Consider the following 13,515-nt stretch of genomic DNA (forward strand, 5'->3'; position numbering starts at 1 on the left):
TACTGGTGTATCGTCCGGTTGGGGGCTGCGCCGCGCACGGTGACGGCGCGGGGATCATACAGATCTGGAGGGGGCGACGGACGATGTACGGCCAATGGACCGACCGACCGACGTGGCGGGGCCACCGACGACGACCTCGCCCCATGCCGGCCCATCACCTCGGCTCTCGCTGGGCGATGCTCCGGACGGCGACGCCTGGGAAGGACCGGTGAGTGCGCCGGGAGCGCTCCTCGCGCGGCAGTCGGTCTCCGGCAGCTCCTCGGGCCTGCTCTCCCAGCTGCTCCTCGCCGCAGTGTGCGGCGGCTATGCCGGCGCAGCGGCATTCGGCTGGGGGTCCGAGGAACTCGCCCTCATCATGGGCGACTTCGGCCTCAGCTTTGCCGCAGCGCTCGCCGCGGTCTCCTGCTTCTTCTACGCACGCACCCAGGAGAGCCTGTTCCGGACCGCCTGGCTGCTCTTCTCCCTGTCATCCGCAATGGCCGCCTGCGGAAACGCGGTCTGGGGTTGGTATGAGGTGGTGCTCCGGATCCCCGTCCCGAGCATCTCGCTCGCCGACATGTTCTTCCTCTGCTTCGCACCGCCCGCCATCATCGGGCTGCTCGTTCTCGCCAAGCGCCCGGTCACCCGGGCCGGCTGGATCTGTCTGGCGCTGGACTCCTGGCTCATCGGCGGGTCACTGCTCACGCTGGCCTGGAGCCTCGCTCTCGCGCACACCGCCCGACTGGAGGGCGGTGGCGAGAGTGTCGCCCGCGCCGCGCTCCCGCTCGCCTACCCGCTGCTGGACATCGTGCTGGTGTCCATGGTGCTCGCGCTGCACTTCCGCCGCTCGAGGACGAACCGCTCGGCCATCAACACCGCCATCGCCGGGCTCGCGCTGACCGTGCTTTCCGACGCCCTCTTCACCTCGCCCCTGCTGCGCGCCCACTACGAATCCGGCCGGCTGCTGGACGCCGGTTGGTTCGCGGGCTCGCTGCTCCTCGCCTACGCCCCGTGGGGTGCCCGGCTGGGAGCGGCCGGACCCGCCGCCGGTGCCACCGGTGTGGACGCCGAGCCCGCGGCAGGCGGCAGCAAGACGCCGAGCCGCCCGATCACCGGTTCACTGGCCGCGCTCACGCCGTATCTCGCCGCGGCCGTCTGCACCCTCGGCATCCTGCACAACGTGGTCTCCGGCCGCCGGGTGGACCGGGTGGTCGTCTTCACCGGATGCACGGTCGCCCTGGCGCTGGTGGTCCGCCAGGGCATCATGCTCCTCGACAACATCGCCCTCACCCACGAACTGGCGCAGAAGGAGAACCACTTCCGTTCCCTGGTCCAGGGGTCCAGCGATGTCATCATGATCGCCGCACCGACCGGAACGCTGCGCTACGTGAGCCCCGCCGCCGCGGGGGTCTACGGCCGGGACGCCGATGACCTCATCGGCTCCCAGCTCGCCTCGCTGATCCATCCGGACGACCTGGGACGCGTGGTTCACGAGGTGCGGCGTTTTCTGGCCGCATCGCCGGCTGCCGAGCCCACGACCCGGATCGAGTGCCGCTTCCGGTCGGGTGCCGGAGAGTGGCTCAATGTCGAGTCCACCGTCAAACGGCACCAGGGCGGCCTGATCTTCAACAGCCGGGATGTGACCGAGCGGGTCCGTCTCCAGGCGCAGCTGCAGCACAACGCCGAACACGACCCGCTCACTGATCTGCCCAACCGCGCGCTCTTCACCAGCCGGGTCCGCCAGGCGCTGGGCGGCCGCAGGGCCACCGATCAGGACACGGCCGTACTCTTCATCGACCTCGACGGTTTCAAGGCGGTGAACGACTCCATCGGCCACCAGGCAGGCGATGAGCTGCTGGTCCAGGCGGCCCGGCGGCTGAGGGAATCGGTCAGAGCCGGAGACACCGCGGCCCGGCTCGGCGGTGACGAGTTCGCGGCTCTCATCGTCGGCAGCGGCCGGCAGCACAAGCGGATCCGTGAGGATCAGGTGCACGAGATCGCCGACCGGCTGCGACTCCAGCTCTCCCAGCCCTACCGGATCGACGGCAGCGAGGTGCGCGTCGCGGCATCCATCGGGGTGGCGTTCGCCGAGGCGGGCATCTCCCCGAACGACCTCATGCGCAACGCGGACCTTGCCATGTACCGGGCGAAGGCCGCCGGAAAGAACCGCGTGGAGCTGTACGCCCCGCAGATGCGGGCCGAGGTGACCCGCCGGTCCGCGCTGACCGTCCGGCTGCGCGCCGCCCTGCACGACGGCGAATTCGCGCTGCTGCACCAGCCGGTGGTGCATCTGGCGACCGGTCGGATCGCCGCTGTCGCCGCCCATGCCCGCTGGCGCTCCTCGCAGGGAATCCTCTTTACGCCTGCCGAGTTCCTGCGGGTCCAGGAGGCGGGCAGCGCCGAGGAGAACGCCCGCACCACCGAGCTGGGCCGCTGGCTCTTGGAGGAGGCCGTGGAACAGGCCGCGGAGCGGCACAGAGCCGGACATCAGGTGCCGGTGGCGGTGCGGCTCTCGGCCCGCAGACTGCTCGACAAGTCGATGCCGCTCGGATCCGTCGAAGAGATCCTCACCCAGCACGCGCTGCCCTCCGGTGCTCTGATCATCGAGCTGGCCGACAGCGATCCATGGATCGCCTTCGAAGAGCTGGAACACCGGCTGATGGCCCTGCGCAGGCTCGGTGTACGGATCGTGCTGGACGGCTTCGGACGCGGCCACGCCGCGATAAGCAGCCTGCGCCGTCTCCCCGCCGACGTGCTCAGACTGGACCGCGGTCTGGTGGAGGGAGTGGTCGAATCGGCGCGGCTGCACAAAATCACCAGCGGGCTGCTGCGGATCGCCTGCGACCTCGGTATGCAGTCGGTCGCGGACGGGGTGGACGTACCCGAACAAGTGCTGGCTCTGCGCGCCATGGGATGTACCTACGGGCAGGGCATGGCTTTCTCCGGACCACTGGACGAGTACCGGCTGCGGCGTTCCCTGCACCGCTCGCAGCTCCCCCTTCCGGGGGGTGCCGCACGGCCGGCGCTGCTGGGCACCAGGTCATTCGCCGGCTCACATAATGAGACGCCAGTCCCACCCACTTGACAGTCACTACACGCTGGGGAGAGGGTCAATGCCATGCACACCCGAATTCTCGTACTTGGAAAGCGCGTCGGCTGAAGCAGAGCTCCTCACCAGCTCCGCTCCATCGCACCGACGCGCTCCCCTCGCTTGCCTCACGGCACGGGGGGTTTTTTGTTGCACCGGCACCACCCGAACACCGCTCAATTCCACGCAAAAACCCTCAGCTTCGAGAAGAGAATGCCGATGACCGAGCAGGCCACCGGGGCCCACCACCCGCAGCCGCGAGCCCGTAACGGCGGACCCTCGTCCGCAACCGTCGAGCACGTCACGGGCGCGCAGTCCCTCATCCGTTCTCTCGAGGAAGTCGGCGCCGACACGGTATTCGGTATTCCCGGTGGTGCGATTCTCCCGGCGTACGACCCGATGATGGATTCGAGCCGGGTGCGTCACATCCTGGTCCGGCACGAGCAGGGCGCGGGGCACGCGGCCACCGGTTATGCGCAGGCGACCGGGAAGGTCGGAGTGTGCATGGCGACGTCCGGTCCGGGTGCGACGAATCTGGTCACCCCGATCGCGGATGCGCACATGGACTCGGTGCCGCTGGTCGCGATCACCGGGCAGGTGGCCGCGGCTTCGATCGGTACGGACGCCTTCCAGGAGGCGGACATCTGCGGCATCACGATGCCGGTGACCAAGCACAACTGGCTGGTGACCGACGCGGACGATATTCCGCGGGTCATCTGCGAGGCGTTCCACGTCGCGTCGACGGGGCGTCCCGGTCCGGTGCTGGTGGACATCGCGAAGGACGCGCTGCAGGCGAAGACGACGTTCTCCTGGCCGCCGCAGATGGAGCTGCCGGGCTACCGGCCGGTGACCAAGCCGCACGCCAAGCAGATCCGGGAGGCCGCTCGGCTCATCACCCAGGCCAAGCGCCCGGTGCTGTACGTCGGCGGCGGGGTCATCAAGGCCGGCGCGACCACCGAGCTGAAGGTCCTGGCGGAGCTGACGGGGGCGCCGGTGACCACGACGCTGATGGCGCTGGGCGCCTTCCCCGACAGCCACCGTCAGCATGTGGGCATGCCCGGTATGCACGGCGCCGTCACCGCGGTGACGGCCTTGCAGAAGGCGGATCTGCTGATCGCGCTGGGTACCCGCTTCGACGACCGGGTGACCGGCAAGCTGGACAGCTTCGCGCCGCACGCCCGGGTCATCCACGCCGATGTCGACCCGGCGGAGATCGGCAAGAACCGTCAGGTGGATGTCCCGATCGTCGGCGACGCCCGGGAGGTCATCGCCGACCTGGTCCAGGCGGTTCAGGCCGAGCACACCGCGGGCACCGTGGGCGCCGCTGCCAAGGACCGTTATGCGGCCTGGTGGAAGGATCTCGACCGCTGGCGCGACACCTACCCGCTGGGGTACGACCTGCCCGAGGACGGCAGCCTCTCTCCGCAGCAGGTCATCGAGCGTATCGGGCAGGCCGCCGACGCCGACACGATCTTCGCAGCGGGGGTCGGGCAGCACCAGATGTGGGCCTCGCACTTCGTCCAGTACGAGCAGCCCGCGACCTGGCTGAACTCCGGCGGTGCCGGAACGATGGGCTACGCGGTGCCCGCCGCGATGGGCGCCAAGGCAGGCATGCCGGACCGGATGGTCTGGGCCATCGACGGCGACGGCTGTTTCCAGATGACCAACCAGGAACTGACCACCTGCGCGCTGAACAACATCCCGATCAAGGTCGCGATCATCAACAACGGTGCGCTCGGGATGGTCCGCCAGTGGCAGACCCTCTTCTACAACCAGCGCTACTCCAACACCGTGCTGCACTCGGGCCCCGGGGCCGACGGCATCGCGGTGGGCGGTAAGGGCAGCGGTGGGACCCGCATCCCGGACTTCGTGAAACTGTCCGAGGCGATGGGCTGTGTCGCCCTGCGGTGCGAGCGTCCGGAGGACCTCGACAAGGTCATCGCCGAGGCGAACGCGATCAACGACCGGCCCGTCGTCGTCGACTTCATCGTGCACGAGGACGCCATGGTCTGGCCGATGGTGGCCGCCGGCACGTCCAACGACGAGGTCATGGCCGCCCGCGGGATCCGCCCCGACTTCGGCGACAACGAAGAGAACTGAGAGCAGAGAGAGACCGACGACATGTCCACCAAGCACACGCTCTCCGTCCTGGTCGAGAACACGCCGGGCATTCTCGCCCGGATCGCCGCCCTGTTCTCCCGCCGCGGCTTCAACATCGACTCCCTTGCCGTGGGTGTCACCGAACATCCCGACATCTCCCGCATCACCATTGTGGTGAGTGTCGAGGACCTGCCCCTGGAGCAGGTGACGAAGCAGCTCAACAAGCTGGTCAACGTCCTGAAGATCGTCGAACTCGAGCCCGGCGCTGCGATCCAGCGCGAGCTCGTGCTGGTGAAGGTCCGCGCCGACAACGAGACCCGTTCCCAGATCGTCGAGATCGTCCAGCTGTTCCGCGCCAAGACCGTGGACGTGTCCCCGGAAGCCGTGACCATCGAGGCCACCGGGGGCGCCGACAAGCTGGAGGCGATGCTCAAGATGCTCGAGCAGTACGGCATCAAGGAGCTCGTTCAGTCCGGCTCGATCGCCATAGGCCGAGGCGCCCGGTCGATCACGGACCGCAGCCTGCGGGCGCTCGACCGCAGCGCCTGAGCGGCACCGGCACACCCCCTGCCGTTGCTCGCGTGGCGCTGCGACACCTGCTCGCATGTCGAGACCGAGAAACCTTCCCCTCCCCACCCGCCGTACGGTGGGCCGTAACACCTGCACACCAAGGAGATATCCCAGTGGCCGAGCTTTTCTACGACGACGATGCCGACCTGTCGATCATCCAGGGCCGCAAGGTCGCCGTCATCGGATACGGCAGCCAGGGCCACGCCCACGCGCTGTCGCTGCGTGACTCGGGTGTGGACGTCCGCGTCGGTCTCCACGAGGGCTCCAGGTCCAAGGCGAAGGCCGAGGAGCAGGGCCTGCGTGTGGTGACCCCGGCCCAGGCCTCCGCCGAGGCCGACGTGATCATGATCCTCGTCCCGGACCCGATCCAGGCCCAGGTCTACGAGGAGTCCATCAAGGACAACCTCAAGGACGGCGACGCGCTGTTCTTCGGCCATGGCCTGAACATCCGTTTCGACTTCATCAAGCCGCCGGCCAACGTCGACGTCTGCATGGTCGCCCCCAAGGGTCCGGGCCACCTGGTGCGCCGTCAGTACGAGGAGGGCCGCGGCGTTCCGTGCATCGTGGCCGTCGAGCAGGACCCCTCGGGCAACGGTCTGGCGCTGGCCCTTTCGTATGCGAAGGGCATCGGCGGCACCCGCGCCGGCGTCATCAAGACGACGTTCACCGAGGAGACCGAGACCGACCTCTTCGGTGAGCAGGCGGTGCTCTGTGGTGGTACGGCCGCGCTGGTGAAGGCGGGCTTCGAGACGCTGACCGAGGCCGGTTACCAGCCGGAGATCGCGTACTTCGAGTGCCTGCACGAGCTGAAGCTGATCGTCGACCTCATGTACGAGGGCGGCCTGGAGAAGATGCGCTGGTCGATCTCGGAGACCGCCGAGTGGGGCGACTACGTCAGCGGCCCGCGGATCATCACCGACCAGACCAAGGCCGAGATGAAGAAGATCCTCGGCGAGATCCAGGACGGCACGTTCGCCAAGAACTGGATGGACGAGTACCACGGCGGTCTGAAGAAGTACAACGAGTACAAGAAGGCCGACGAGGACCACCTGCTGGAGACCACCGGCAAGGAGCTCCGCAAGCTCATGAGCTGGGTCGCCAACGACGACGCGTAACGGCTGCGGACCCAGGGGGCTGCTCGAACGGAGCAGCCCCCTGGCGCCCGCTTGCCCCGCGTTGTCCGCCTCGTCCACCCACGGACGGGTGATCCTGCCGCTTCGGCGGATGGAGCACGGCGCAACGCCACTACACTGCTCAGAACATACGCGTCAGGCCCACAGCGTCGTGCGTCTTCCACGCGCCCAGACCCTCCGCCTGCGGCCGTCGGGACGGCCGTCCTCGCCCACTGCCCGAACGGCGTGGGAGGGGCTCCCATCGGACTTGTGAGGACTCACGTGAGCTCGAAACCTGTCGTACTCATCGCTGAAGAGCTTTCGCCCGCCACCGTCGACGCGCTGGGCCCGGACTTCGAGGTCCGGCACTGCAACGGCGCGGACCGCGCCGAGCTGCTGCCCGCCATCGCCGACGTGGACGCGATCCTGGTGCGCTCGGCGACCAAGGTCGACGCCGAGGCGATCGCCGCGGCCAGGAAGCTGAAGATCGTCGCCCGTGCCGGTGTCGGCCTGGACAACGTCGACGTCTCCGCCGCCACGAAGGCCGGCGTGATGGTGGTGAACGCCCCCACCTCCAACATCGTGACCGCCGCCGAGCTGGCCTGTGGTCTGCTGATCGGAACGGCGCGGAACATCCCGCAGGCCAACAGCGCCCTGAAGAACGGCGAGTGGAAGCGTTCCAAGTACACCGGCGTCGAGCTGAGCGAGAAGACGCTCGGTGTCGTCGGTCTCGGCCGTATCGGTGTCCTGGTCGCCCAGCGCATGTCGGCCTTCGGCATGAAGATCGTCGCGTACGACCCCTATGTACAGCCCGCCCGTGCCGCCCAGATGGGTGTCAAGCTGCTGACTCTCGACGAGCTGCTCGAGGTCGCCGACTTCATCACCGTCCACCTTCCCAAGACCCCCGAGACGATCGGCCTGATCGGCGACGAGGCGCTCCACAAGGTCCAGCCGCACGTCCGGATCGTCAACGCCGCGCGCGGCGGCATCGTCGACGAGGAGGCGCTGGCTTCCGCGCTCAAGGAGGGCCGGGTCGCCGGCGCGGGTCTGGACGTGTACTCGAAGGAGCCGTGCACCGACTCCCCGCTCTTCCAGTTCGACCAGGTCGTCTGCACCCCGCACCTCGGCGCTTCCACGGACGAGGCCCAGGAGAAGGCCGGCATCGCGGTCGCGAAGTCGGTACGCCTGGCGCTCGCCGGCGAGCTCGTGCCGGACGCGGTCAACGTCCAGGGCGGGGTCATCGCCGAGGACGTGCGCCCCGGGCTGCCGCTCGCCGAGAAGCTCGGCCGGATCTTCACCGCTCTCGCCGGTGAGGTTGCGGTACGGCTCGATGTCGAGGTGTACGGGGAGATCACCCAGCATGACGTCAAGGTGCTGGAACTCTCCGCGCTCAAGGGCGTCTTCGAGGATGTCGTCGACGAGACCGTGTCGTATGTCAACGCCCCGCTGTTCGCGCAGGAGCGCGGTGTCGAGGTCCGGCTGACGACCAGCTCGGAGTCCCCGGACCACCGCAATGTCGTCACGGTCCGCGGCACCCTCGCGGATGGCGAGGAGGTTTCGGTGTCCGGCACCCTGGCCGGGCCCAAGCACCTCCGGAAGATCGTCGCGGTCGGTGAGTACGACGTCGACGTCGCCCTCTCCGATCACATGGTCGTGCTCCGCTACACGGACCGCCCCGGTGTGGTCGGCGCGGTCGGCAAGATCCTCGGGGAGGCCGGTCTCAACATCGCCGGCATGCAGGTGTCCCGCGCCGATGTGGGCGGCGAGGCGCTGGTCGTTCTCACCGTCGACGACACCGTGCCCCCGGCTGTCCTGGCGGAGATCTCCGAGGAGATCGGCGCCGTGTCGGCCCGTTCGGTGGACCTGACCGACTGATCACGCCGAAACCGTACGTCAGCCGCGTACCCGGTGCGTAGACGATCGTCTTACACGAACGTCTGCATGCCGGGTACGCTGCTGTGATGGGACATCGTGAGGATCTGCTCGAAGGCGCCAAGCGCTGCCTCCTGGACAAGGGCTACGCCCGGACGACCGCCCGCGACATCGTCGCCGCTTCCGGCACCAACCTGGCCTCCATCGGCTATCACTACGGCTCCAAGGAAGCGCTGCTCAACCAGGCGTTCCTCGCGGTGACCGAGGAGTGGGGCGACGCGATCGGCGAGTCGTCCGGCGTCGAACCCTCCGCCTACGCCGACGCCTTCGAGCGCTTCGAAGCGGTCTGGGGTCAGGTCATCGGCACGTACGAGACCAGCCGCTCGCTCTGGAAGCTGCAACTCGAGGTCATCTCCCGCATCGACGAGGACCCGGAGCTGCGCAAGGCGATCGCCGGACCGCAGCAGGAGGGCCGCAAGGGACTCGCGGAGAACTTCCAGAGGCTCGACCCGGAGACCGATCCGGAGAAGGCTCGCACGGCCGGACTGGTCTACCAGGCGCTGCTCGCGGGCGTGATGATGCAGTGGCTGGTCGACCCGGAGACGGCTCCCTCCGCGCGGGACCTGACGGACGGCCTGCGGGTGATCCTGGAGAACGGCTCGCCCCGAGAGGACGGTTGAGCCCTGAGACGGCCGACGCTGCGGGGTCCGGTCTACAGCCGCGTCCCCTTCAGCGCCATGTGCAGCAGCAGCCGGTCCTCGCCCTCGTCGAGGTCGAGGCCGGTCAGCGCTTCGATGCGGGAGAGCCGGTAGTAGAGCGTCTGACGGTGGATGCCCAGGGCGGCCGCGGTGCGGCCCGCCTGACCGGCGCAGTCGAGGAACACCTCTGCGGTGCGCGCCAGTTCGGTGTGGGTGGCGGTCAGCAGATCCCGTACCACCGCATCGTGCGCCACCGACCGGGGGAGTGCGGTCAGCATCCGGTAAGGGCCGATGGACGCCCATTCGGCGATCGGGCCCAGCCCGGGCTGGGCCGCCGCCGCGCGGGCCGCCGCCGATGCCTCGAGCCAGGAGTCGGTCAGTCCGCTCAGGCCGCGGCGGGCGGTCGCGATACCCGCGGTGGCTCCGCCGCCCGCCATGTCGCGGAGCCTGGTGGCAGCGGTCAGCGCCGGGTCCAGGGCGTGCGCCGAGCGCAGCCGGATCAACGCGGCCACGGTGGGCACGGCGCCCACCCCGGAGCCGGAGCCGCTGACGGCGCCCGCGCCCGGGTCCGCATCGGAACCGGTGTCGCGGTCCGGCGCTCCCTCGGGGGTCCCGAGCGGCACCGTGCACAGGGCCGCGGTGGCCGCCACCGGCCGGGCCGGCGGATCCTCGTCCGGCCAGCGGGTCACACACACCAGCGCGTGCAGGCCGTCCGCGCTGGGGCCCAGAGCCGTACGCAGGGCGGCGATGGTCATATCGCGTTGCCAGCCCCGTTCGGCGGTGAGCACAGCACGGAATTCCCGGGACAGGTCCGCGCCCGCCTGTGCCTCGTCCGACAGCAGGTCGCCGATGCGGGCGGCCACTTCCATGGCTGCCGTCAGCTGACGGTCCGTGGGGCCGGGGTCGGTGTCGAGCAGCCAGACATAGCCGTACACGGTGGAGCGATGGCGGACCGGCAGACAGATCCTGCCCCGGTTCACCCCCGCGTCCGGGGTCGCCGGAATCCGGACCGGGCCCGTCGCACGGGTGATGCCGAAGTCCTCGAACCAGGCGCGGACCGCCGGGGTGGACCGCCTGGTCAGGATCGAGCGGGTGCGCACCGGGTCCATCGCGGTGTCGTCCTCGCTGTCGTGCGCGCCGAACGCGATCAGCCCGAAGTCCCGGTTCTCCAGGGTCGCCGGCGCGCCGAGGAGCGCGGAGATCTCGTCGACCAGTTCCTGGTAATCACCCTTCACCCCCTCATTCTCCCACCTCCTCAGACATCTGTCTGAGATCCAGGCCACGGATGCGTGACAGCTGTCGATGGCCGACGATCGGAGCAATCCTTAGATTTCACGGTGGTTCTCCGTGCCGCCCAGGCGGCCTGTCCTCACTCCCCGTGGAGGTGCCCCGTGCTGGGTCCCGTGCTTCTCGCCGCCGCGCGCAGCGACAGCATCCGCCGTGTCGTATCGGCCGCCCCCGTCACCAAGCCGGTGGTCACCCGCTTCATCGCCGGCGAGTCCGTCGGTGAGACGATGCCCGTCGTCCAGGAGATGGCCGACCGCGGCCTCGAGGTGACCCTCGATGTGCTGGGTGAGGACATCACCGACCCGGCGGAAGCGCTGCGTGCCCGGGACGCGTACCTCCGACTGGTGGATGCCCTGAAGCCGCTCGGACTCGGCGCGGGCGCTGAGATGTCGGTGAAGCTCTCCTCCTTCGGGCAGGCGCTGTCCGGCGGTCATGACCTGGCGCTGGCGAATGTACGGACGGTCGTCGAGGCCGCAGCCGAGATCGGCACCACGGTCACCCTCGACATGGAGGACCACACCACGGTGGACTCCACCCTGGCGATCCACACCGAGCTGCGCGAGACCTTCCCGCAGACCGGCGCGGTCGTGCAGTCGTACCTGTTCCGTACCGAGGACGACTGCCGCATCCTCGCCGCCGCGGGTTCGCGGGTACGGTTGGTGAAGGGCGCCTACAAGGAGCCCGCGACCGTGGCCTACCAGGACAAGGCCGAGGTCGACAAGGCGTACGTCCGCTGCTTGAAGATCCTGATGGCCGGCGAGGGCTATCCGATGATCGGGTCCCACGACCCGCGGATCATCGCCATCGGCCAGGAACTCGCCCGCCGGGCAGGCCGCAAGCTCGACGACTACGAGTTCCAGATGCTCTACGGCATTCGGGCCGAGGAGCACGACCGGCTGGCAGCCGAGGGCCACCGGATGCGTGTCTACATCGCCTACGGCACCGACTGGTACGGATACTTCATGCGCCGCCTCGCGGAGCGCCCGGCCAACCTCGCGTTCTTCCTGCGTTCGCTCGCCACGCGCGGCTGAACCACCCCTCAGATTAAGGAGATTCGGCAAATGATGGACGCTGTAACCCAGGTCCCCGCGCCGGTCAATGAGCCGGTTCACTCCTACGCCCCCGGCACCCCCGAGCGCGCGCGCCTGGAGGCCAAGCTCAAGGAGCTGGCCGAGAACCCCATCGACCTCACGATGACGATCAACGGTGAGAAGCGGATGGGCGGCGGCGAGACCTTCACCGTGGTCCAGCCGCACAACCACAAGTCCGTGATCGGCACCGGCGCCGCCGCCACGCGCGAGGACGCGCAGGACGCCATCGACGCCGCGCTGGCCGCCGCCCCCGCCTGGCGCGCGATGTCCTTCGACGACCGCGCCGCGATCATCCTGCGCGCCGCCGAACTGCTGTCCGGCCCCTGGCGCGAGACGCTGGCCGCTTCGACCATGCTGGGCCAGGGCAAGACCGCCCAGCAGGCCGAGATCGACTGCCCGTGCGAGCTCGTCGACTTCTGGCGGTTCAACGTCAAGTACGCCCGTGACCTGCTCGCCGAGCAGCCGGTGGCGAACGCCCAGGGTGTCTGGAACCGCCTCGACCACCGCCCGCTCGAGGGCTTCGTCTACGCGATCACCCCCTTCAACTTCAGCGCCATCGCGGCGAACCTGCCGACCGCCCCGGCCCTGATGGGCAATGTGGTCGTGTGGAAGCCGTCCCCGACGCAGACCCACGCGGCCGTCCTGCTGATGAAGCTGCTGGAGGAGGCCGGCCTGCCCAAGGGCGTCATCAACCTGGTGACCGGCGACGGCATCGCGGTCTCCGAGGTCGCACTGCACCACCGCGACCTGGCCGGTATCCACTTCACCGGCTCCACGCCCACCTTCCAGTACCTGTGGAAGACGGTCGGCGAGAACATCGGCAAGTACCGCACCTACCCGCGCCTGGTCGGCGAGACCGGCGGCAAGGACTTCGTGGTCGCGCACCCCAGCGCCGACCGCGCCGTGCTGAAGACCGCGCTGACCCGTGGCTCGTTCGAGTACCAGGGCCAGAAGTGCTCGGCGACCTCTCGTGCGTACATTCCGGCCTCGATCTGGAACAGCGGCTTCCGCGAGGAGTTCGCCGCCGAGGTCGACTGGATCACCATGGGTGACGTCACGGACCTGTCGCACTTCATGGGCGCCGTCATCGACGAGCGTTCCTTCGCGAAGAACAAGGCCGCGATCGACCGCGCCAAGTCCGACCCGAGCTGCACGATCATCGCGGGCGGTACCTACGACGACTCGGTCGGCTACTTCGTCCGCCCGACCGTCATCGAGTGCTCCGACCCGGCGAACGAGGTCTTCACCACCGAGTACTTCGGCCCGATCCTCGCCGTCCACGTCTACGAGGACGCCGAGTACGACGCGATGCTGGACCAGATGGAGTCGGTCTCCGACTACGCCCTGACCGGCTCGGTCATCGCGTCCGATCGGGCGGCAGCGGCGCACACGATGGACAAGCTCCGCTATGCGGCGGGCAACTTCTACATCAACGACAAGTCGACCGGCGCCGTGGTCGGCCAGCAGCCGTTCGGCGGCGGCCGTGGCTCCGGCACCAACGACAAGGCCGGCGCCCCGCAGAACCTCCAGCGCTGGACCCTGACCCGGTCCATCAAGGAGACCCTGGTCCCGGCGACCGAGTACACCTACCCGCACCAGGGCTGACAGCCGGCCGCACCAGGCCGACACCTGGCGCACCACGGCCCGTCCGCCGCGAAACCGCCCTCACCCGGCCCCCCGGGAGGGGGCGGTTTCGCGTCCGGACCCGGCGGAAACCT

Annotated in this window: 9 protein-coding genes; 8 read left to right on the forward strand and 1 reads right to left on the reverse strand. The window is 69.0% G+C overall.

The annotated features are described in order from the left end of the window. The first annotated feature begins 208 nt into the window (after positions 1–208). From AB0436_RS20140 to AB0436_RS20165, 6 genes are all read left to right on the forward strand, one after another. Positions 209–3,064, forward strand: coding sequence for an EAL domain-containing protein (locus AB0436_RS20140; RefSeq protein ID WP_366469436.1), 2,856 nt, complete (start codon positions 209–211; stop codon positions 3,062–3,064). Between the two features lie 216 nt (positions 3,065–3,280). Beyond that, positions 3,281–5,167 carry an acetolactate synthase large subunit gene (locus AB0436_RS20145; protein ID WP_366469266.1) on the forward strand — a complete coding sequence of 629 codons (1,887 nt, stop codon included), beginning with the start codon at positions 3,281–3,283 and terminating at the stop codon, positions 5,165–5,167. Positions 5,168–5,188: 21 nt separating this feature from the next. Further along, positions 5,189–5,716 (forward strand): acetolactate synthase small subunit, encoded by a 528-nt coding sequence (ilvN, locus tag AB0436_RS20150; RefSeq protein ID WP_365849054.1) that lies wholly within the window; start codon positions 5,189–5,191, stop codon positions 5,714–5,716. 134 nt (positions 5,717–5,850) lie between these two features. After that, positions 5,851–6,852 (forward strand): ketol-acid reductoisomerase, encoded by a 1,002-nt coding sequence (ilvC, locus tag AB0436_RS20155; protein ID WP_365849052.1) that lies wholly within the window; start codon positions 5,851–5,853, stop codon positions 6,850–6,852. Positions 6,853–7,131: 279 nt separating this feature from the next. Then, a complete protein-coding gene (serA, locus tag AB0436_RS20160) occupies positions 7,132–8,724 on the forward strand; it encodes a phosphoglycerate dehydrogenase (RefSeq protein WP_366469267.1) in 1,593 nt (530 codons plus the stop codon). Between the two features lie 86 nt (positions 8,725–8,810). Further along, the gene (locus AB0436_RS20165) at positions 8,811–9,401 is read left to right on the forward strand and encodes a TetR/AcrR family transcriptional regulator (RefSeq protein WP_366469268.1); all 591 of its coding nucleotides are present in this window, start codon (positions 8,811–8,813) and stop codon (positions 9,399–9,401) included. Positions 9,402–9,433: 32 nt separating this feature from the next. Here the strand turns inward: AB0436_RS20165 and AB0436_RS20170 are convergent, their stop codons facing one another. Beyond that, positions 9,434–10,654 carry a helix-turn-helix domain-containing protein gene (locus AB0436_RS20170; RefSeq protein WP_366469269.1) on the reverse strand — a complete coding sequence of 407 codons (1,221 nt, stop codon included), beginning with the start codon at positions 10,652–10,654 and terminating at the stop codon, positions 9,434–9,436. 156 nt (positions 10,655–10,810) lie between these two features. Here AB0436_RS20170 and AB0436_RS20175 point away from each other — a divergent pair, with 156 nt between their 5' ends. Continuing rightward, entirely contained in the window at positions 10,811–11,737 is a 927-nt protein-coding gene (locus tag AB0436_RS20175) for a proline dehydrogenase family protein (RefSeq protein ID WP_366469270.1), read from the forward strand. A gap of 33 nt (positions 11,738–11,770) precedes the next feature. Beyond that, complete coding sequence (pruA, locus tag AB0436_RS20180; protein ID WP_366469437.1) at positions 11,771–13,402, forward strand: L-glutamate gamma-semialdehyde dehydrogenase; 1,632 nt, start codon at positions 11,771–11,773, stop codon at positions 13,400–13,402. Positions 13,403–13,515 lie beyond the last annotated feature (113 nt).

The organism is Streptomyces sp. NPDC051322, from assembly GCF_040689485.1.
In the GTDB taxonomy this organism is placed as follows: domain Bacteria; phylum Actinomycetota; class Actinomycetes; order Streptomycetales; family Streptomycetaceae; genus Streptomyces.